The 22,077-nt window shown below is 55.2% G+C and carries 17 protein-coding genes; 8 read left to right on the top strand and 9 right to left on the bottom strand.

What is annotated here, in order from left to right:
- Nucleotides 1-304: 304 nt before the first annotated feature.
- On the top strand, nt 305-997 hold the full coding sequence (gene araD, locus OGW13_RS05800; protein ID WP_042998951.1) for an L-ribulose-5-phosphate 4-epimerase: 693 nt from the start codon (nt 305-307) through the stop codon (nt 995-997).
- A gap of 62 nt (nt 998-1,059) precedes the next feature.
- On the opposite strand, the gene argH is transcribed toward araD, so the two are convergent.
- The 3 genes from argH to argC form a co-directional block, all read right to left on the bottom strand.
- Nucleotides 1,060-2,433, bottom strand: coding sequence for an argininosuccinate lyase (argH, locus tag OGW13_RS05805; RefSeq protein ID WP_042998950.1), 1,374 nt, complete (start codon nt 2,431-2,433; stop codon nt 1,060-1,062).
- A 108-nt stretch (nt 2,434-2,541) separates the two neighbouring features.
- Nucleotides 2,542-3,318, bottom strand: a complete 777-nt coding sequence (gene argB, locus OGW13_RS05810) for an acetylglutamate kinase (RefSeq protein WP_086512777.1) — start codon at nt 3,316-3,318, stop codon at nt 2,542-2,544.
- A 7-nt stretch (nt 3,319-3,325) separates the two neighbouring features.
- Nucleotides 3,326-4,330 (bottom strand): N-acetyl-gamma-glutamyl-phosphate reductase, encoded by a 1,005-nt coding sequence (gene argC / locus OGW13_RS05815; protein ID WP_054176980.1) that lies wholly within the window; start codon nt 4,328-4,330, stop codon nt 3,326-3,328.
- 88 nt (nt 4,331-4,418) lie between these two features.
- Here argC and argE point away from each other — a divergent pair, with 88 nt between their 5' ends.
- The 4 genes from argE to OGW13_RS05835 all read left to right on the top strand — a co-directional run bounded on the left by argE (nt 4,419) and on the right by OGW13_RS05835 (nt 11,470).
- Nucleotides 4,419-5,570 carry an acetylornithine deacetylase gene (gene argE / locus OGW13_RS05820; protein WP_044257496.1) on the top strand — a complete coding sequence of 384 codons (1,152 nt, stop codon included), beginning with the start codon at nt 4,419-4,421 and terminating at the stop codon, nt 5,568-5,570.
- Nucleotides 5,571-5,941: 371 nt separating this feature from the next.
- Nucleotides 5,942-8,593 (top strand): phosphoenolpyruvate carboxylase, encoded by a 2,652-nt coding sequence (gene ppc / locus OGW13_RS05825; protein WP_042998946.1) that lies wholly within the window; start codon nt 5,942-5,944, stop codon nt 8,591-8,593.
- A 204-nt stretch (nt 8,594-8,797) separates the two neighbouring features.
- Entirely contained in the window at nt 8,798-10,531 is a 1,734-nt protein-coding gene (locus OGW13_RS05830) for a phosphoethanolamine transferase CptA (protein ID WP_054176979.1), read from the top strand.
- A gap of 87 nt (nt 10,532-10,618) precedes the next feature.
- A complete protein-coding gene (locus OGW13_RS05835; protein ID WP_042998944.1) occupies nt 10,619-11,470 on the top strand; it encodes a helix-turn-helix transcriptional regulator in 852 nt (283 codons plus the stop codon).
- On the opposite strand, the gene OGW13_RS05840 is transcribed toward OGW13_RS05835, so the two are convergent.
- From OGW13_RS05840 to OGW13_RS05860, 5 genes are all read right to left on the bottom strand, one after another.
- Nucleotides 11,457-11,813, bottom strand: a complete 357-nt coding sequence (locus OGW13_RS05840) for a PTS fructose-like transporter subunit IIB (protein ID WP_042998943.1) — start codon at nt 11,811-11,813, stop codon at nt 11,457-11,459. The genes OGW13_RS05835 and OGW13_RS05840 overlap by 14 nt on opposite strands.
- A gap of 1 nt (nt 11,814) precedes the next feature.
- A complete protein-coding gene (locus OGW13_RS05845; protein WP_044327880.1) occupies nt 11,815-12,693 on the bottom strand; it encodes a [formate-C-acetyltransferase]-activating enzyme in 879 nt (292 codons plus the stop codon).
- Nucleotides 12,659-14,956 (bottom strand): formate C-acetyltransferase, encoded by a 2,298-nt coding sequence (locus OGW13_RS05850; protein ID WP_287115794.1) that lies wholly within the window; start codon nt 14,954-14,956, stop codon nt 12,659-12,661. The genes OGW13_RS05845 and OGW13_RS05850 overlap by 35 nt, the downstream gene beginning before the upstream one ends.
- 102 nt (nt 14,957-15,058) lie before the next feature.
- Nucleotides 15,059-15,379: a PTS fructose-like transporter subunit IIB gene (locus OGW13_RS05855; protein WP_044257490.1), complete on the bottom strand. Its 321-nt coding sequence runs from the start codon at nt 15,377-15,379 to the stop codon at nt 15,059-15,061.
- 15 nt (nt 15,380-15,394) lie between these two features.
- Nucleotides 15,395-16,474: a PTS fructose transporter subunit EIIC gene (locus tag OGW13_RS05860; RefSeq protein ID WP_044257488.1), complete on the bottom strand. Its 1,080-nt coding sequence runs from the start codon at nt 16,472-16,474 to the stop codon at nt 15,395-15,397.
- Between the two features lie 308 nt (nt 16,475-16,782).
- On the opposite strand from OGW13_RS05860, the gene ptsP reads away from it, so the two are divergent.
- From ptsP to gldA, 3 genes are read left to right on the top strand one after another with little or no spacing between them, the layout of a single operon-like run.
- Nucleotides 16,783-19,284, top strand: a complete 2,502-nt coding sequence (gene ptsP / locus OGW13_RS05865; protein ID WP_287115795.1) for a phosphoenolpyruvate--protein phosphotransferase — start codon at nt 16,783-16,785, stop codon at nt 19,282-19,284.
- An 11-nt stretch (nt 19,285-19,295) separates the two neighbouring features.
- A complete protein-coding gene (fsa, locus tag OGW13_RS05870; RefSeq protein WP_042998940.1) occupies nt 19,296-19,958 on the top strand; it encodes a fructose-6-phosphate aldolase in 663 nt (220 codons plus the stop codon).
- 12 nt (nt 19,959-19,970) lie between these two features.
- Nucleotides 19,971-21,074, top strand: coding sequence for a bifunctional L-1,2-propanediol dehydrogenase/glycerol dehydrogenase (gene gldA, locus OGW13_RS05875; protein WP_044265214.1), 1,104 nt, complete (start codon nt 19,971-19,973; stop codon nt 21,072-21,074).
- A 44-nt stretch (nt 21,075-21,118) separates the two neighbouring features.
- Here the strand turns inward: gldA and OGW13_RS05880 are convergent, their stop codons facing one another.
- Entirely contained in the window at nt 21,119-22,024 is a 906-nt protein-coding gene (locus tag OGW13_RS05880) for a DMT family transporter (RefSeq protein WP_054176974.1), read from the bottom strand.
- Nucleotides 22,025-22,077 lie beyond the last annotated feature (53 nt).

Here is a 22,077-nt window from a genome sequence, read left to right on the forward strand (position 1 = left end):
TAAACAATGAAATAACAGCAATCAGTCAACATGTAAGGTGATAAAACTCACAAAATACGCTTGTTTTGCACGCCTGCCGTAACCTGAAAACACGCAAACAAACATAAATGGTCATCTTAGGATTGACCAAATATGCCCGAATGTGACCGAGCATGACTTTTTCTTGCCATGACGCGCCTGACTACGTTTTACATCCTATTTATTCGGCGTAATTTAAATAAAAACGCGGCACATATTTTATGTTATCCATCGTTAAGTCATTAATGCTGTTAAATAACATGCTTCCTATATTCTGGAGTCAACAATGAATACGTTAAAACAACACGTTCTCGAGGCGAATTTATCCCTGCCTGCGCATAAACTGGTAACGTTTACCTGGGGTAACGTCAGCGGCATCGATCGTGAAAAAGGTATTATGGTCATCAAACCTTCCGGAGTGGAATATAACCATATGGGTCTGGAAGATATGGTGGTGGTGGATGTACAAAGCGGCAACGTTATTGAGGGAAATAAAAAGCCATCATCAGATACCGACACGCATTTAGCGCTCTATCGTGCTTTCCCGACGATTGGCGGCATCGTACATACGCATTCCCGACACGCCACTATCTGGTCGCAAGCCGGAAAAGACTTAATGGCTTTAGGCACCACGCATGCGGATTATTTTTACGGAACCATTCCTTGCACGCGCCCGATGCATGACGACGAAATTAATGGCCGCTATGAATATGAAACCGGCAGCGTGATTATCGAAACCTTTGCGCAGCGCGGGCTCTCACCGGAACAGATCCCGGCGGTACTGGTCAACAGCCATGGGCCTTTCGCCTGGGGTTCTGATCCTGCTAACGCCGTGCATAACGCCGTGGTACTGGAAGAAATCGCTTATATGAATTTGTTTACTCAGCAGTTACAGCCTCAAATTCCCGCCATGCAACCCACGCTGCTGGATAAACATTTCCTGAGAAAACACGGCGCGAATGCTTATTACGGACAGTAATCTTCGCGTGATGGCATAAAAAAGCCTGGCATCTCGCCAGGCCAGATAAGCCAGAATACCCGTTATGCCAGACGCGCCTTCGCGTAGCTGATCGCCTGTGCGATCTGCTGCGGAGACACCCCGCCCTTCGCGGCACGTTTGTCCAGACACGACTGCAGAGAGAGGATCGGGTATACGTCATCGCCGATGACGCTACTGAATTTCTGCAGATCGGCGAGCGGCAGGTCTTCCAGCGGTTTCCCCTGACGAATCGCCTCAACAACCGTTTCACCGACGATGTGGTGTGCTTCACGGAACGGCACGCCTTTCGCGACCAGATAATCCGCCAGTTCAGTGGCGTTAGCGTACCCTTGCTGCGCCGCTTCCTGGCAACGCGGACGTTTCACCTGAATGCCGTCCAGCACCAGCGCAGCCATATGCAGGCAGTCCAGCCAGGTGTCGAGCGCGTCGAACAAGCCTTCTTTGTCTTCCTGCATATCTTTGTTGTAGGCCAGTGGAAGTCCTTTCAGCGTCATCATCATGCCCGTCAATGCGCCCTGCACACGGCCACATTTACCGCGAATCAACTCCAGCGCGTCCGGGTTTTTCTTCTGCGGCATCAATGAAGAACCGGAGGTCACGCGATCGGAAAGCTCAACAAAGCCCGCTTCACCGGTGTTAAAGAAAATCAGATCTTCGGCAAAACGCGACAGGTGCACCATACCGATAGAGGCGTCGGACAGCAGTTCCAGCACGTGGTCACGATCCGATACGCTGTCCAGGCTGTTACGCGTGGCCGATGCAAATCCCAGCCAGCCCGCCAGCTGTTCACGATCGATTTCATAGGCGGTCCCGGCCAGCGCGCCACAGCCTAATGGGCTAACGTCCAGACGCTTTAACGCATCCTGCAGACGGCTTTCATCACGCGCCAGCATTTCGACATACGCCAGGCACCAGTGCGCAAACGTCACCGGCTGCGCACGTTGCAGGTGGGTATACCCCGGCATCACCGCATCCTGGTTATTTTCCGCCGTCTCGACCAGTGCGCTCTGCAACTGACGATTAGCAGTAAGCAGTTCGGTCACCGTCTCTTTGCACCACAGTTTCAAATCGGTAGCGACCTGGTCATTACGGCTACGCCCGGTATGCAGCTTTTTACCTAACTGACCGACTTTGTCGATCAGTTTGCCTTCCACCCAGCTGTGAATATCTTCGGCATCACTTTCGAGGATCTGTTGCGGATTAGCGCGAACCTCTTCCAGCAGTACGTTCAACGCCTCTTCGAGCTGAAGTTGTTCGTCAGCGGTCAACACGCCAACGGTAACCAACGCTTTGGACCAGGCCACAGAGCCAACAATATCCTGCTCCGCCAGGCGGTAATCAAAGCGCAACGAATCGTTGAACTGTTTGAACCGCTGATCTGCTGCCTGAGTAAAACGCCCACCCCAAAGTGCCATAACGAATTTCCTTAATTTGATATTTTTGCCCGGTGGCGCTGCGCTTACCGGGCCTACAAAACTCATGCAGGCCGGATAAGGCGAAGCCGCCATCCGGCACATTAATAGTTAAGCCAGAATACGTGTACCGATCGGCGTGCCATTGAACAGCGCCGGGAGTTGCTCGGCATGACGCCAGGAGGCGATATCCACCGGACGACCCAGCGTGCGTGCAGCATCCAGCGCGGCATTGACCTTCACAATCATGCCATCGGTAATAATACCCTGGTCGATCAGCTGTTCCGCTTTCGCGGCGGTCATTTCAGCAATGCGCTGACCTTTACCGTCGAGAATACCACTCACGTCGGAAAGCAGGATCAGATCCGCGCCCAGCGTCGCCGCCAGCGCTGTCGCCGCCTGGTCCGCGTTCACGTTCATCAACTGCCCTTCTTCCGTCACCCCAATCGAGCTGACGACTGGCAGAAAACCATTTTCCAGCAGCGTGTTAATCAGCGTAGGTGAACCCGGCTGCGCCAGTCCAACATGGCCAAGCTCTTCGTCGAGCTGGGTCACTTTTACGCTATCGCCATCGCCAAGATACAGGCCTACGGAGGCGATGTGGTGTTTCTTCGCCCAGGCCAGCAGCGTTTTGTTCGCCGTTCCCGCCAGCGCACCGGTGATGATGTCGATCTGGTCAGCAGGCGTCACACGCAGGCCGTTTTTCTTTTTCACCGGCAGGTTGAGCCCTTTCATCAACTCATCAACGACACAACCGCCGCCATGGACAATGACCAGCGGACGCTGATGCGACTCGCGATAGTTCACCAGCGCAGTAAAAAGACGCTCCAGCGCCTCTTCGCTATCCAGTAATACGCCACCCAGCTTGATAATTAATGGACTCATCATTGCACCCTTAAATAAGAGACTGCGTTTCAGCAAAGCCGAAACGGATATTGGCACACTGCACTGCCTGTGCGGCGGCGCCTTTCAACAAATTATCTTCGGTTGCCACCACGATCACATGTTCACCCTGCACGGCAAAACCGATATCGCAGAACGGCAGCCCAACGACATTCTTCAGCGCCGGAACGCCTTTGTCATACAGACGCACCAGCGGTTTATCCGCATACGCCTGCTGTAATACCTGCGCGACCTGCGCAGCGGTCACGCCCGGCTGCAGTCGACAAGTGATCGTTTCCAGGATCCCGCGCGGGAAATTGCCCAGATGCGGGGTGAAAATCACGTCCGTTCCCAGATGGGTGGCGATCTCCGGCTGATGACGATGGGTAAACACGCCATACGGTTGCAGGCTCACTTCGCAGAAGCTGTTAGACAATGCCGCTTTACGTCCCGCTCCGCTCACCCCGCTGGTCGCGTTGATCACCGGCCATTGCGTCAAATCCAGCAGTCCGGCATCAATCAGGGGTTTCAAAGAAAGTTGCGCCGCCGTGGGATAACACCCCGGCACCGCAATCAGATTCGCCTCTTTCAGTTTGTCGGCGCTCCACTCCGCCAGACCGTAGACCGCCTGCTCAAGCAGGTTGGGATACTGATGGGTGAAGCCATAGTATTTTTCATAGAAGCCGGCATCGTTCACGCGGAAGGCACCGGAAAGGTCGAAGACCACGCAACCGGCAGCCAGAAATTGCGGCGCCAGGTCATGGCTGACTTCGTGGGCGGTGGCTAAAAACACCACATCCACACCATCGGTAAACTCGCTGATATCGGACATCGGCTGCAACGGCAGATCGACGATGCCTTTAAGCTGTGGATGCAAATCAGAAATTAACTTTCCCGCATCATTGCTTTGCGCTGAGACGGTCAAAGCGGTTATGGTCATATGAGGGTGGCGATTCACGTAGCTTACAAGCTCTGCGCCCGCATAACCGCTAGCGCCTACAATCAGCGTATTCAACATCAGGTTCCTTTATGCTCAACGTTAATGTATTTTTATGCACATTTATTGCATGAATATTGATACTATCACGTCCTAAGGTGTGTCAACAATGAAAATGAACTTACCGCCATTTATCGAGATCTACCGCGCGCTGATTGCCACGCCGTCCATCAGCGCTACCGAAGAAGCACTGGATCAGAGCAATGAGTCTTTAATCAATCTGCTGGCGGGTTGGTTCAGCGATCTCGGTTTCAACGTTGAGATTCAACCGGTCCCGGGAACCCGCAATAAATTCAATCTGCTGGCCAGCACCGGACAAGGAGCAGGCGGCTTACTGCTCACGGGTCATACCGACACCGTACCGTTTGACGATGGGCGCTGGACGCGCGATCCCTTCACCCTTACCGAGCATGACAATAAGCTCTACGGTCTGGGTACCGCAGATATGAAGGGCTTCTTCGCATTTATTCTCGACGCGCTTCGCGACGTTGATGTGACACAACTGAAAAAACCACTCTACATCCTGGCGACGGCAGATGAAGAGACCAGTATGGCGGGGGCGCGTTACTTCTCGGAAAACGCGTCGATTCGTCCTGATTGCGCGATCATCGGTGAGCCCACGTCGCTACAGCCGATTCGCGCTCACAAAGGTCATATCTCGACGGCGGTACGGGTGATGGGCCAGTCCGGTCACTCCAGCGATCCGGCACGCGGCGTGAACGCCATCGAACTGATGCACGACGCGATTGGTCGCATTATGCAACTGCGCGATACTCTGAAAGCGCGTTATCACTACGACGCGTTCACCGTACCATATCCCACCCTGAATCTGGGTAGTCTGCACGGTGGCGATGCGTCGAACCGAATTTGTGCCTGCTGTGAACTGCATATGGATATCCGCCCGCTGCCGGGCATGACGCTGGGCGATCTGGATGGTTTGCTGACGGAAGCCCTGGCACCAGTGAGCGAACGCTGGCCGGGTCGTCTGACCGTTGCCGAACTCCATCCGCCGATCCCTGGTTACGAGTGTCCGCCGGACCATCAGCTTGTCGAGGTAGTGGAGAAACTGCTGGGCGAAAAAACCGATGTCGTGAACTACTGCACCGAAGCGCCGTTTATTCAGACCCTGTGCCCAACGCTGGTGTTGGGACCGGGTTCAATCAATCAGGCGCACCAGCCTGACGAATATCTCGAGACGCGTTTTATTAAGCCCACCCGTGAGTTAATCACCCAGGTCGTGCACCACTTCTGCTGGCACTGATCGAACTACCCGCTTTCCCGGCCTACCTCCGATGGTAGGCCGGATATGCGCAGCGCCATCCGGCAATGCATTTTCACATTCCGATAAGCATTTCTTATCTGGCTGGATGTGAATTAAATTTCGTAAATTACCCGCATTTATTCGTTTGCTGAACCGATTTCGCCGCAATTGACGCCACGGGTTTTACGTGGCTTTATAAAAGACGACTACTAAACAAAGTCCGAAAGATTTCGTGTCACAGCAAGGCGGCAAACAAGCCCATTCCAGGGCGCTTACATAAGTAAGTGACCTGGGTGGACGAGCGCAGCCAACGCCGCTGTGGCGTGAAAGATACAGGACTCATAGATTAAAGATGGGGTGTCTGGGTTAATATGAACGAACAATATTCCGCGTTGCGTAGTAATGTCAGTATGCTCGGCAAAGTGCTGGGAGAAACCATCAAGGATGCGCTGGGAGAGAACATTCTTGATCGCGTAGAAACAATCCGAAAGCTGTCTAAATCCTCACGCGCTGGCAATGAAGCAAATCGCCAGGAGTTGCTCACCACGTTACAGAATTTGTCGAATGACGAGTTGCTGCCGGTCGCACGCGCGTTTAGCCAGTTCCTGAACCTGGCCAATACCGCCGAGCAATATCACAGCAGTTCGCCAAAAGGCGAAGGCGCCAGCAACCCGGAAGTGATTGCCCGCACCCTGCGTAAACTGAAAAACCAGCCAGAGCTGAACGACGCCATCATCAAAAAAGCGGTAGAGTCGTTGTCTCTTGAGCTGGTGCTGACCGCACATCCGACGGAAATTACCCGTCGCACACTGATCCACAAAATGGGCGAAATCAACGCCTGTCTGAAGCAGCTCGATAACAAAGATATCGTTGAATACGAACGCCACCAGTTGATGCGCCGTCTGCGCCAGCTGATTGCCCAGTCCTGGCACACCGATGAAATTCGTAAGCTGCGCCCAAGCCCGGTTGATGAAGCCAAATGGGGCTTCGCGGTGGTCGAGAACAGCCTGTGGCAGGGCGTACCGAACTATTTACGCGAGCTGAACGAACAGCTGGAAGATAATCTGGGCTACCAGTTACCCGTTGATTTCGTTCCGGTCCGTTTCACCTCATGGATGGGCGGCGACCGTGACGGCAACCCGAATGTAACCGCAGATATCACCCGCCACGTTCTGCTGCTGAGCCGCTGGAAAGCAACCGACCTGTTCCTGAAAGATATTCAGGTTCTGGTTTCCGAGCTGTCGATGGTCGATGCCACGCCGGAACTGTTAGCGATGGTCGGTGAAGAAGGCGCTTCGGAGCCTTACCGCTATCTGATGAAAAACCTGCGCTCGCGCCTGATGGCAACCCAGGCCTGGCTGGAAGCGCGTCTGAAAGGCGAGAAGCTGCCGAAACCGGCAGGTCTGCTGACACAAAACGAACAGCTATGGGAACCGCTGTACGCCTGCTACCGGTCGTTACAAGCTTGCGGCATGGGCATTATCGCCAACGGTGAACTGCTCGACACCCTGCGTCGTGTGAAATGTTTTGGCGTCCCGCTGGTGCGTATTGATATCCGCCAGGAAAGCACCCGCCACACCGAAGCGCTGGGTGAACTGACCCGCTACCTCGGCATTGGTGATTACGAAAGCTGGTCAGAAGCGGACAAACAGGCCTTCCTGATCCGTGAGCTGAACTCCAAACGCCCGCTGCTACCGCGCAACTGGGAGCCGAGTAATGACACTCGTGAAGTGCTCGACACCTGTAAAGTCATCGCCGAAGCGCCGAAAGGGTCGATTGCTGCCTACGTCATCTCAATGGCAAAAACGCCATCTGACGTGCTGGCTGTGCATCTACTATTGAAAGAAGCCGGAATTGGCTTTGCCATGCCGGTGGCCCCGCTGTTCGAGACCCTTGACGACCTGAACAATGCCGACGACGTCATGACCCAACTGCTGAACATCGACTGGTATCGCGGTCTGATTCAGGGCAAGCAGATGGTGATGATTGGTTATTCCGACTCGGCAAAAGATGCCGGCGTAATGGCCGCCTCCTGGGCGCAGTATCAGGCGCAGGATGCGTTGATCAAAACCTGCGAGAAAGCCGGTATTGAACTGACGCTGTTCCATGGTCGCGGTGGTTCTATCGGTCGCGGGGGCGCACCGGCCCATGCCGCCCTGCTTTCACAACCACCGGGCAGCCTGAAAGGCGGTCTGCGCGTGACCGAACAGGGCGAGATGATCCGTTTCAAATACGGTCTGCCGGAAGTCACCGTCAGTAGCCTGTCGCTATACACCAGCGCCATTCTGGAAGCGAACCTGCTGCCGCCGCCAGAGCCGAAAGACGCCTGGCGTCATATCATGGACGAACTTTCAGTCATCTCCTGTGACGTGTACCGTGGCTACGTGCGTGAAAACAAAGACTTTGTCCCGTACTTCCGCTCCGCAACGCCGGAACAGGAACTGGGCAAACTGCCGCTCGGTTCGCGTCCAGCGAAACGTCGCCCGACCGGTGGTGTGGAATCTCTGCGCGCTATTCCGTGGATTTTCGCCTGGACGCAGAACCGCCTGATGTTGCCAGCCTGGCTCGGTGCCGGCACCGCGCTGCAAAAAGTGGTGGAAGATGGTAAGCAGAGCGAACTGGAAGCGATGTGCCGCGACTGGCCGTTCTTCTCCACCCGTCTCGGCATGCTGGAAATGGTGTTCTCGAAAGCGGATCTGTGGCTGGCGGAATATTACGATCAGCGCCTGGTCGCGAAAGCGCTGTGGCCGCTGGGCAAGGAGCTGCGCGAACTGCTGGAAGAAGACATCAAAGTGGTGCTGGCGATTGCCAACGATTCACATCTGATGGCCGATCTCCCGTGGATTGCCGAGTCTATCCAGTTACGGAATATCTACACCGACCCGCTGAACGTTCTGCAGGCCGAGCTGTTACACCGCTCGCGACTGACGGAACAACAGGGCAAAGAGCCCGATCCTCGCGTTGAACAAGCGCTGATGGTCACCATTGCCGGCGTGGCGGCAGGTATGCGTAATACCGGCTAATTTTCCCCCTCCCCCCCTCTCGTGCTATTGCGCGCGAGGGGGTTGAAATAGTTCTGTCATAACCTCCGCACATTCACTATATTTCTGTCTGTTTTTTCCACCGTGAGATTTTTCAGAGCAACGTGTGCCTTTGCACCGGTGCTTCAGATTCTCTTAAGGTTTAGTCGCTACGTTTGGCACCACGTTTAAAGACAGGCTGACAATATGCAATCCACAACCCTCCAGTCTACGCCATCATTTAGCTGGAAAGCCCTTGGCTGGGCGCTTCTCTATTTTTGGTTTTTCTCCTCTTTATTACAGGCCATTATTTTAATTACGGGTTTCAGCGGTACCAACGGACTGCGTGACTCGTTGCTTTACAGCTCCCTTTGGCTGATCCCAATTTTCCTGTTCCCGAGTCGGACCCGCATTATTGCTGCGGTGGTGGGGATCGTGTTATGGGCGACGTCGCTGGCCACGCTCTGCTATTACGTCATCTACGGGCAAGAGTTTTCGCAAAGCGTCTTGTTCGTGATGTTTGAGACTAACGCCAACGAAGCCAGCGAATACCTGAGCCAATACTTCAGCCTGAAGATTATCGCCATTGCGCTGGCCTATACCGTCGTCGCCGTATTTCTCTGGACACGACTGCGCCCCGTCTATATTCCCGGACGTTGGCGTTGGCTCGTCTCTTTTGCGCTGCTGTATGGGCTGATCCTGAACCCGTTTGTGGTTCGTTCTGCGTTTGGCAACTCGCCGTATGAAAAAACGCTAAGCGGCCTCTCCTCACGTATGGAACCAGCGGCGCCATGGCAGTTTGTCATTGGTTACTACCAGTATCAGCGCCAGTTGACCTCACTTAACAACCTGTTAAGTCAGAACCACGCTCTGCCTCCGCTGAGCAATTTTAAAGACAATTCCGGCGACGCGCCGCGCACGCTGGTGCTGGTGATTGGCGAATCCACCCAACGTGGCCGCATGAGTCTGTACGGTTATCCGCGTGAAACCACGCCGGAACTGGACGCATTGCATCAGTCGGATCCGAATCTGACCGTGTTTAACAACGTCGTGACCTCACGCCCTTACACGATCGAAATCTTGCAACAGGCGCTGACCTTCGCGAACGAGAAGAACCCGGACCTGTATCTGACGAAACCGTCGCTGATGAACATGATGAAACAGGCGGGGTATAAGACCTACTGGATCACAAACCAGCAGACGATGACCGCCCGTAACACCATGCTGACGGTTTTCTCGAAGCAGACCGACGAGCAGTTCTATATGAACCAGCAGCGTACGCAAAGCGCGCGCGAATATGACACTAACGTGCTGACGCCATTTAAGAAAATCATGGCTGATCCGGCACCGAAAAAGTTCATCATCGTGCATTTGCTGGGCACGCACATTAAGTACAAATTCCGTTACCCGGAAGACCAGGGCAAGTTCGACGGTAGTACCGATCATGTCCCGCCAGGTCTGAGCGCAGAAGAGCTGGAATCGTATAACGATTACGACAACGCCAACCTGTATAACGACAAAGTCGTCGCGAGCCTGATTAAGGATTATAAAGCGACCGATCCGAACGGCTTCCTGCTCTATTTCTCCGACCATGGCGAAGAGGTGTATGACACCCCGCCGCATAAAACGCAGGGTCGTAACGAGGACAACCCGACGCGTCACATGTATACCGTGCCGTTCTTGTTGTGGACGTCCGAGAAATGGCAGGCCGCGCATCCGCGTGATTTATCACAAGATGTGAATCGTAAGTACAGCAGTTCGGAACTGATCCACACCTGGTCCGACTTAGCCGGGCTGACCTACGACGGTTTCGATCCGACGCGCTCCATCACCAGCCCGCAGTTCAAAGAAACCACGCGCTGGATTGGTAACCCGTACAAGAAAAATGCGCTGATTGATTACGACACTCTGCCGTATGGCGATCAGGTCGGAAATCAGTAAGTCATTCAGCAGGCCACGCTTTTTAGGGTGGCCTTTTTTCGCCCTGGCAGTTACTGTTTCCTTGTCTGAGCAACGCAAGGGATCATCATGTATCAAGACGTCAGCCATCTTCTATCCCGCCTGATTCATGGCCCCGCGCCGCTGCGCCAGATTTTCTTTGCCAGTACGCTTACCCCCATCCCGGCGCTGGCGTATCAGGTCGATTTTCCCCGTCTGGAAATCGTGCTGGAAGGTGAACTGACCGACGCCAGCCTCACCGACACGCTCACCCCATACGATGTGCTCTATGTGCCAGCAGGTGGCTGGAATCTTCCGCAGTGGCAGGTGCCGGTCATTACGCTCAGTATCCTGTTCGGCAAACAACAGCTCGGATTCAGCGTGGTGCAATGGGACGGGGAAACATACCAGAATCTGGTCAAACAGCACGTGGCGCGCCGTGGCCCGCGTATCGGTTCCTTTCTGTTGCAGACGCTCAATGAAATGCAAATGCAGCCGCAGGAGCAGCAAACGGCGCGGTTGATTGTCGCCAGTCTGCTCAGCCACTGTCGCGACCTGCTTGGCAGCCAGATCCAGACTGCCTCGCGCAGCCAGGCGCTGTTTGAGGCTATCCGCGACTACATTGACGAGCGCTACGCCTCACCGCTCACCCGGGAATCGGTGGCGCAGGCGTTCTATATTTCGCCGAACTATCTCTCGCATCTGTTTCAAAAAACGGGGGCGGTTGGCTTTAACGAATACCTGAACCATACGCGACTGGAACACGCAAAGACCTTGTTGAAAGGCTACGACTTAAAAGTGAAAGAAGTCGCGCACACCTGCGGATTTGTGGACAGTAACTACTTTTGCCGCCTGTTTCGTAAAAACACCGAACGCTCGCCGTCAGAATATCGTCGTCAGTATCACAGCCAGCTAACGGAAAAGCAGGTCAGTCCAGAATAAGATGGGTATATTGCGGAGCGGAAAGCAACTTACGCACCGCGCTCATGACACGCTGCGGTTCGCGCAGAAAGGCGTTAATGCCGGACTGGACATAACGGCATTGAGTGAAACGTTCCGCTCCCGCCAGTTCGATATCGGTAATCAGCAGCACGGCATCCGCCCGACGGATATCCTCTTCGGTTAAGCGATTTTCCGTACCAAGCGCCCCCTGCGTTTCAATCTTAATGGTCCATTTTTCCTGCTGGCATAACTTCTCCAGCCGTTCAGCCGCCATGTAGGTATGGGCCACACCGCTTACGCAGGCCGTCACCGCGACCAGAAATCGTCCTGTTGACACGGACATATTACCCTCCTGTTGTGACCTGAAAGCCCGCGTTCTCCGCCATCTCACGCATTTGGGCAATAATCTGTTCCGTTGGCGCAGGGACGTCCTTCATCCCCCACTGCTGCCCGAGCAACCGATATTTCGGTTCTCCATAGAGATGAAACGGTAGCAGGTGCAATTGCTTTATACCAAGCGATAACAGCAACGTCAGCGCGCGCTGCATATTCTCATGTGTGAGCGTGTAACCGGGGATCAGCGGCAAACGGGGGATCACGTTAACGCCCTCCGCCACCAGCATCCGCAAATTAGCCACGACGCGCGGCATATTCATCGCCACAATCTCACGGGCCCGTTCAGGCTCCATGATCTTTAAATCGAACAGCACTTCATCACACGCTTTCGCCAGCGGAAGCAGCCGACGGGCGGGGGCATCGCCTGCCGTTTCAATTGCACAATGCACACCCCAGCGCCGCAGACGCTGTAAGAATCGCGTAGCGAAAGCCGCCTGCATCAACACCTCTCCGCCCGACAGCGTCACCCCGCCGCCAGAGGTGCGAAAGAAAACGTCATCTTTCATCACCTCGCGTTCCAGCTCATCCAGGGTGACATCACGGCCAATCCGCTCAAACGCCCCGGAAGGACACTCGTCGGCATCACGCAGACACGGCGTACAGCGCAGGCATTTGCTTTCCCGTCGCACCGTTTCAATCCGTGGCGAGATCGATTCCGGATTGGCGCACCACGGGCAGGTGTGTGGGCAGCCTTTAAAAAAGACCACCGTGCGGATCCCCTGACCGTCATTCAGCGAATACCGTTGAATATTGAAGATGCGTGCGACCTCCTCGTCGCACGACTCCACAACCTCACAACTGATGCGCGGTGCGGCGAATGATGTCATCCTGAATCTCCTTCGACAGCTCGACAAAGAAGGCGCTATACCCTGCTACGCGTACCACCAGCCCGGCGAAATCCTGGGGTCGCAGCTGCGCTTCCCGCAGCGTTTCGGCATTCACCACGTTAAACTGAATATGCTGCAATTTGAGCTGGGTAAAGGCGCGCAAGAAATCGCACAGCTTGTGTAATCCTGCCTCTCCTTCCAGCGTGGCGGGCGTGAACTTCACGTTCAGCAACGTCCCGTTGGACAACAGCGTGTTATCCAGCTTACTGACCGATTTCAGCACCGCCGTCGGTCCCTGCATATCCTGTCCAAGCATCGGCGAAAGGCCGCCATCCGCCAGTTGCTCTCCGGAAAAACGCCCGTCCGGTGTCGCCCCTACCACCGCCCCCAACGGCACGTGTGCGGACACGGTATAAGAACCCGGCGTAAACTGCCCGCCACGCGGATTCTGATACTTCTCCACCTCTTTGCAGTAATAACGCAGCAGTTCGGCGCTGATGTTGTCCACCTCATCAATGTCATTACCGTATTTATGGAAGCGGTTGATCAACCTGGCGCGGATCTTTTCCCCTTCCGGCGTGGCAAAGTTAGCCTTTAACACCGCAAGAAGTTCGTCAAAACGGAGGCGCTGCTGCTCAAACACCAGTCCATTCAGCGCATGCAGAGAATCGCTGAGGTTGGCGATGCCAATACCCTGCACACCCGAGAAATTATAGCGCGCGCCGCCGTCGGTGATGTCACATCCCTTCTCCAGACAATCACTGATAAACGAGGAGAGCAACGGCACTGGCGCCCAGTCGCGATGACCGATGTCGCAAATATTACTGCCTTCAACCATCAGCGTGATGTAGTGGCTGATTTTGGCGCGAATATGTGCCAGCAGACCGTCCCAGGTCAGCTCACCATTACCTTCATTCTCGTACAGGCTAATTTCCATGACCTTCAACAGATTGAACATAGCGATATCATGCAGACCATAGGTTCTGCCCGGAATCGACAACTCCACGCACCCTACCACGGCGTAATCACGCGCATCTTCCAGCGAGACGCCCCGGTTGAGGAATGCCGGGATCACCACTTCATCATTAAAGATCTGTGGAATACCGGTACCCAGGCGGATAGTCTCGGCAGTCTTCATCAGAAACGGCTTATCAATCAGCGTGTTGGTGCGAACGCCCAGATTCGGCTGGGGTAACTGCACACTCTGATAGGCATCGAGACAGAGGAATGAAAGCACGTTTACCGCACTGCGGCCATTCTCCGTCAGGCCACCAAGTAGCGCGGTATAGCCGGTCGGGAAGCCAGCGAAATAACGTGCGCTGCTGGTCGAACGCAGGAGCACAATGTCGTTGCATTTCACCCACAGCGATTCCAGCAGTTCTTTCAGGAATGCGGGATCATCTCCCTGCGCCAGCGACGCCTGATAAAACGGCAGCATGTACTGATCGAAACGCCCCAGCGACAGCGAACTAGCGTTGGACTCGTACTGCAAAATGATGTTCATGTACCAGAACAACTGGCACGCCTGCCAGAAGGTGTGCGGCTTATGCTGCACGTTATGCCGCGAGTTGGCAGCGATAGTCAGCAACTCCTGGCGACGAGTGACGTCAGGGCAGCGTTCAGCCATCTCTTCCGCCAGTACGGCATAACGCAGAATGTGGCGCTGCGACGCTTCCAGCAGCAGCAGTGCCGCCTGATAAAAGGCGTTATGCGGCGCCTGCTCGCAGTGCGCGCGCATCTCCATCACCAGTTCACCCAGCCCGTGATTCAGCAGGCGCGGATAATCAATGATGATATGCCCCTGTCCCTTATCCGTCTGGTTGATGCTAAAAATCTGGGTACTGACGGCGGCCTTAACCTCATCCGTCATCTGACCGTTGATGAAATCCTTCATCGACCGTTTTTCCCAGTAAGGGAACAGCACATCACGATAGAGGCGTTTATCGTCTTCGCTGATGTCGAAACGGTCCTGGGGACGAGTCGGGAACTGATCCAACTCGTTGAGCAGCCAGTACGGGTCCATCTCCGGCGACATGATGCCCGCACGCGGTTTAACGGTACGGTTGCCGGCAATCAGTTCCTCATCACGAATCGAAATCTCGACATGCTCGAGGATATACGCGGTCGCTTTAGCCCGACGTAAAATGACCGGCTCCCCTTCCGTCTGTTGATGACTGGCGGTATACAGCATTGCACGCTCAAGCGAAATTTCCCTGCTGTTCTGAAAGAGTGCCGCTTTTAAGCGGTGGATGCGGTGGGTCATGAGGAACTCCTGTGGGCATGAATGCCTGATGGCGCTACGCTTATCAGGCCTACAAATTCGTAGGCCGGATAAGGCAGCGCCGCCATCCGGAACACAAAAAACTTATGCGGTTTGCGCCAGATGCGCGCCAATCTTGTTCATAATCGCGTCGGCGCGTTTTACCGCATCGCTGATGTTGACACGGACGATAGTCTTACCAGCAAAACGCTCCTCAAATTTAATCCCGATATCCTTGGTCAGAATGACGATATCAGCCTGTGCCACATCAGCGGGTGTCAGTTCATTTTCCAGACCAATGGAGCCCTGCGTCTCCACTTTCACTTCCCAGCCTTTCGCTTTGGCTGCACTTTCCAGCGCTTCAGCGGCCATATAGGTATGTGCAACACCTGAAGGACATGCGGTTACTGCAATAATTTTCGTCATGACGCCACTCCTCACTTAATTAATTTCAAAATCTAAATCCAGATCGTCTTCTTTCTCGTCGGTCTGAGAGACATTCTTGCGCGCCAGGCTTTTCAGCACGTTCACACAGATAGCCGTCACCACCGCACCTACCGCCACCGCGGCGACATAACCCAACTTACCTTCAACCACCGGCAGAACAATCAGTCCACCCCAGCCTGCGTAACACTGAGCGCCGAACAATGCCGCCGTGGCCGCACCACAGGCCGAACCCAGCATGATGGAAGGAATGACGCGCAGCGGGTCAGCGGCAGCGAAAGGAATCGCCCCTTCGGTAACGCCCACACATCCCATCACCAGCGCCGCTTTACCGGCTTCGCGCTCTTCAGAAGAGAAATTTTTACGCCCCACCAGCGTCGCCAGTCCTAAGCCCAGCGGCGGCACGCAGATCCCGACCGCCGCAATGGCCACGACGGTGTAAACCCCCTGCGCTACACAAATCAGCATGAAGGCGTAGGCCACTTTGTTGATCGGGCCGCCCATGTCAAAGGCCAGCATCAGCCCCATAATCACGGCTAACATCACGATGCTGCCCTGCTGCATGCCTTGCAGCCACTGGGTCAGACTGGCGGTCAGCGCGCCAACGGGTTCGCCCAGTCCCCACATCATGATGCCCGCCGTAATAAAGGTCCCGATGACAGGAATCACGAAGATGGGCATGACAGAACGCAATACCTTATGGACCGGAATTTTTTTCAGGTAATACACCACAATGCCGCCGATAATCCCGGCAATCAGCGCCCCGAAGAACCCGGCGCCGAAGCTGTTGCCTACCCAGGCACCAATCGCGCATGGTGCCAGCGCGGAGCGTTCCGCAATGGAATAACCAATGTACGCCGCAAGGAAAGGCACCATCAGGGTCAGCCCGGCCACGCCGATATCAAACAGCTTTTTGAGATTCGGATCGGTCGCGGCATCAGGCACCGCCCCTTTCCCATACAGCATGACGGAGACTGCCAGTAAGATGCCGCCCGCAACCACAAAGGGGATCATATGCGACACCCCCGTCATCAGATGCTGACGGGTATTTTTCAGGATGTGTACCAACTCATTCATAAGTCGCTCCCGGGCAGGTGTTTGCCCATATCCATAACGTTGTTGTGGCAAACAATAGGCAATCCGCAAGGTCGCAGACAGTGGATAAAAAGGCCATTTACTGGATTTTTGTAATGTCAGTACAAAAATGCGATCCGCTTCATAAGTTGAAGGATAAGAGAATTCACGGATACCGGGAGGACTTGTGAACTGTCTCCCACTTTTCGCCTTACATTACATTTGTCCAGTTTTTGGCAGAATTGTCACATGGCAGCGAACAAGCAAGGCCTTTTATGCTGTAGGCAGAAAACCGTTATGGGAGAAAGGCAATGGCCCTGATTGTGGAATTTACCTGTGAGCTGCCCAATGGCGTCCATGCACGCCCGGCAAGCCATGTTGAGACCCTGTGTAACACCTTTACTTCACACATTGAGTGGCACAACCTGCGAACCGATCGTAAGGGCAACGCCAAGAGCGCGCTGGCGTTGATTGGCACGGATACGCTGGCTGGCGACCCCTGCCAGTTGCTGATTACAGGAGCAGATGAAGCCGATGCCCATCAGCGCCTGAGCCTGTGGCTGCGCGACGAGTTCCCCCACTGCGATGCCCCGCTGGCAGAAGCCAGTAACAGCGAATTAGAACCACTACCGGTTTCACTGACTCACCTGAACCCGCAGCTTTTCCGCGCCCGTAGCGTTTGCAGTGGTAGCGCGGGCGGTATCCTGACGCTTCTCTCTTCGCTGGATCTCAACGCGCTCGGCGAACTCCCTGTGGCAGGCGATGTGGAAAGCGAGCAGTCGGCGCTGGATCGCGGCTTAACGCTGCTGGTAAAAAACATTGCGTTTCGTTTGCTCGACAGCGACGGCACCACCAGTGCGATTCTGGAAGCCCACCGTTCGCTGGCGGGCGATACCTCCTTGCGTCAGCATTTGCTGGCAGGCGTTTCTCGCGGCTTAAGCTGCGCGCAGGCGATTGTCGACAGCGCCAACCATTTCTGCGATGAGTTTGCCCGTTCCAGCAGTCGCTATTTGCAGGAACGCGCGCTGGACGTGCGCGACGTCTGTTTCCAGTTGCTGCAACACATCTACGGCGAAAAGCGCTTTCCGGCACCGGGAAAGCTGACCCAACCCACTATTTGTATGGCGGATGAGTTGACGCCCAGCCAGTTCCTGGAACTGGACAAAACGTTCCTCAAAGGACTGCTGTTGAAAAGCGGCGGCACCACTTCGCACACGGTGATTCTTGCTCGTTCATTCAACATCCCCACTCTGGTCGGTGTCGCGATTGACGCTTTAACCCCGTGGCTGCAGCAAGAAGTTTATATCGATGGCAATGCAGGAGCGGTGGTGGTCGCGCCTGATGAACCGGTCAGCCGCTACTATCAGCAGGAAGCCCGTGTACACGAGGCGCTGCGCGAGCAACAGCGCGTCTGGCTGACCCAGGAAGCGCGCACGGCCGACGGCATTCGTATGGAAGTTGCCGCCAACATTGCTCACTCCGTGGAAGCGCAGGCGGCATTTGGCAACGGCGCGGAGGCGGTTGGCCTGTTCCGCACCGAAATGCTGTATATGGATCGGCTCAGCGCTCCGGACGAGAACGAGCTGTACAACATTTTTTGCCAGGCGCTGGAATCCGCACAGGGGCGCAGCATTATTGTGCGTACGATGGATATCGGCGGCGATAAGCCCGTTGATTATCTGAATATTCCTGCTGAAGCCAACCCGTTCCTCGGCTATCGCGCCGTGCGTATCTATGAAGAGTACGCCGCGCTGTTTACCACTCAGCTCCGGTCGATCCTGCGCGCATCGGCGCACGGAAGCCTGAAAATTATGATCCCGATGATCTCCTCAATGGAAGAGATCCTGTGGGTGAAAGAGAAACTGGCGGAAGCCAAACAGCAGCTTCGCAATGAACAGATCCCATTTGATGAGAAGATCCCGCTCGGCATTATGCTGGAAGTCCCGTCAGTGATGTTCATCATCGACCAGTGCTGTGAAGAGATTGATTTCTTTAGTATTGGCAGCAATGACCTGACGCAATACCTGTTGGCCGTTGACCGCGATAACGCCAAAGTGACCCGCCACTACAACAGCCTGAACCCGGCCTTTCTGCGCGCGCTGGATTTCGCGGTGCAGGCGGTGCACCGTCAGGGGAAATGGATCGGCCTGTGTGGCGAGCTCGGGGCAAAAGGTTCCGTTCTGCCATTGCTGGTCGGGTTGGGGCTGGATGAAATCAGCATGAGCGCCCCCTCCATTCCTGCCGCTAAAGCGCGAATGGCGCAGCTCGACAGTCGCGCCTGCCGCCAATTGCTGAATCAGGCGATGGCCTGTCGCACGTCGCTGGAAGTGGAGCATCTGCTGGCGCAGTTCCGCATGTCACAGCAGGATGCCCCACTGGTCACCGCCCAGTGCATCACCCTCGACAGCGACTGGCGTAGCAAAGAAGAGGTAATCAAAGGGATGACCGACAACCTGCTGCTCGCCAGCCGCTGCCGCTACCCCCGCAAACTGGAAGCCGATCTGTGGGCTCGTGAGGCAGTATTCTCTACCGGGCTGGGCTTCAGCTTCGCCATTCCGCACAGCAAATCTGAACACATTGAGCAGTCCACTATCAGCGTGGCACGCCTGAAAGCGCCTGTCCGCTGGGGAGATGACGAGGCGCAGTTCATCATCATGCTAACGCTCAACAAACACGCGGCGGGGGACCAGCACATGCGTATTTTCTCACGCCTGGCCCGTCGCATTATGCACGAAGAATTTCGCAATGCGCTGGTGAATGCCGCGTCTGCCGACGCGATTGCCAGCCTGCTGCAACATGAGCTTGAACTTTAAGAGGAAGCAAAATGGAACTGTATCTGGATAGCGCCAATGTGGCGGAAGTCGAACGTCTGGCCCGCATCTTCCCTATCGCCGGGGTGACGACCAACCCGAGTATTATCGCGGCAAGCAAAGAATCCATCTGGGATGTTCTGCCGCGTCTGCAAAAGGTGATTGGCGAAAACGGCGTTCTGTTTGCCCAGACCATGAGTCGCGATGCGCAGGGAATGGTGAATGAAGCTAAACGTCTGAACAATGCCGTTCCGGGAATTGTGGTGAAAATACCGGTAACCTCTGAAGGACTGGTCGCCATCAAACAGTTGAAAAAAGAGGGCATAGTCACCCTGGGAACCGCCGTGTACAGCGCCTCTCAGGGACTACTTGCCGCGCTGGCGGGGGCAAAATATGTCGCGCCTTACGTCAACCGCGTAGATGCCCAGGGCGGAGACGGTATTCGCACCGTTCAGGAATTACAGACGCTACTGGAACGTCATGCCCCGAAAAGCAAAGTGCTGGCCGCCAGTTTCAAGACCCCGCGCCAGGCGCTGGACTGTCTGCTGGTGGGCTGTGAAGCAATCACCCTTCCTTTAGATGTAGCGCAACAAATGCTCGATACCCCTGCGGTAGAGTCAGCTGTTGAGAAGTTTGAGCAAGACTGGAAAAACGCATTCGGTAACATCAACCTGTGAGGGAAATAAGGTATGGATCGCATTATTCAATCCCCTGGTAAGTACATTCAGGGTGCAGATGTCATCACTCGTCTTGGCGAATACCTCAAGCCGTTGGCTGAACGTTGGCTGGTTGTCGGCGACAAATTTGTTCTCGGTTTCGCTCAGGGCGAACTGGAAAAAAGCTTTAAAAACGCAGGACTGGCGCTGGAAGTCGCGCCGTTTGGCGGTGAATGCTCGCAAAACGAGATCGACCGTTTGCGCAGCGTGGCGGAAAATGCGCAGTGTGGCGCGGTGCTCGGCATCGGCGGCGGTAAAACGCTGGATACCGCCAAAGCCCTTGCCCACTTTATGAACCTGCCTGTGGCGATCGCCCCGACCATCGCCTCAACGGATGCGCCCTGCAGCGCGCTTTCCGTTATCTACACCGATGCTGGTGAATTTGACCGTTATCTGCTGCTACCGCACAACCCGCATATGGTTATCGTCGACACCAAAATCGTTGCCGGCGCCCCGGCGCGTCTGTTAGCCGCAGGGATTGGTGATGCGCTGGCCACGTGGTTTGAAGCACGCGCGTGTTCACGCAGCGGCGCGATCACCATGGCGGGCGGCAAATGCACTCAGGCGGCGCTGGCGCTGGCTGAACTGTGCTACAACACGCTGCTCGAAGAGGGTGAAAAAGCAATGCTCGCCGCCGAGCAGCATGTCGTGACCCCGGCGCTTGAACGCGTGATTGAGGCCAACACCTATCTGAGTGGCGTCGGCTTTGAAAGCGGCGGTCTGGCTGCCGCGCACGCGGTTCACAACGGTCTGACGGCGATCCCGGATGCGCATCACTATTATCACGGTGAAAAAGTGGCCTTTGGTACGCTGACGCAGCTGATTCTGGAAAACGCGCCGGTTGAAGAGATTGAGACCGTTGCCGCACTGTGCCATTCCGTCGGTCTGCCGATTACGCTGGCGCAACTGGATATCAAACAGGATATCCCGGCGAAGATGCGTATTGTGGCAGAAGCCTCCTGCGCGAAAGGCGAAACCATTCACAACATGCCTGGCGGCGCTACGCCGGATCAGGTTTATGCCGCACTGTTGGTTGCCGACCAGTACGGTCAGCGCTATCTGCAAGAGTGGGAATAACACGCTCTACACTCCCGGCCTCGCCGGGAGTGTTTCTTATCTCATCAGGCCTGTTCGACCACCTGCACCTCACGCTTTTTCCGGCTGACAATTGCCAGCGCCATAACGATCAGCACAATTCCCCCACCCTCAACGGGACCGGGGTTTTCACCAAGCAGCCACCAGGAAAACAGCACGCTACAGACCGGCACCGCCAGGGTACTTAAGCTGGCGATACTGGCAGGCAAATTCTTCAGGACAAACAGCCACAAACTCCAGGCCAGCGCCGTCGCCAGAATCGCGCTATATCCCAGCGCCCAGAGGACCACCGGCTGCCAGTCAACTTCCCGCTGCGGCACCAGCCAGGCCACCGCACTCATCACCAGCGCGGCATACAACATCTGCCAGGCCGTTAACGACAGCAAATCGACGCGTGGATGGCGGGTATAAAGACGTTTAGCGACAATGGCGCTCGCTCCCCAGCTGACTCCGGAGAGAATCGCCAGCAGAGCGCTCTTCAATGTTGATAAATTCAGTTGCCACGGTTGCAGCACAAGCAGTAACCCTATTGCGGCAATGGCAATTGCGGCGTATTGCAGGCGTCGCAGTCGCTCCCCCAGAAACAGCGCCGCCAGAATAACGACCCAAAACGGCATGGTATAGGTCAGGATAGCGACTTTCCCCGCCCCGCCGCTGACCAGCGCCCACTGACCGAAGCCAATCATCCCGCAGGTCTGCAACAGCGCAATCGCCAGCGTAAACCGAAACGGCGTCGGGTGCAGGCCACGGCCGCGCAAAAGGAGGACGAGGAATAATATTAAGGCTCCGAAGATACAGCGTAATGCAGTGAAGTCGAACGCGCCGATATAGCTCGTGACCTGCTTCATAAAAATCCAGCTATAGCTCCAGATAAGGGTAAGCAAGATAAGACCACCGATTGCCAGTGGATTGCCCTTTCCTGAGACAGACATGATAGATCCAATAGATTGACGTTTCCTGCGGACACTATACCCCTACAAATACA

Origin of the sequence: Citrobacter sp. Ca225 (assembly GCF_030337175.1) — a bacterium.
Classification (GTDB): Bacteria; Pseudomonadota; Gammaproteobacteria; order Enterobacterales; family Enterobacteriaceae; genus Citrobacter_A; species Citrobacter_A amalonaticus.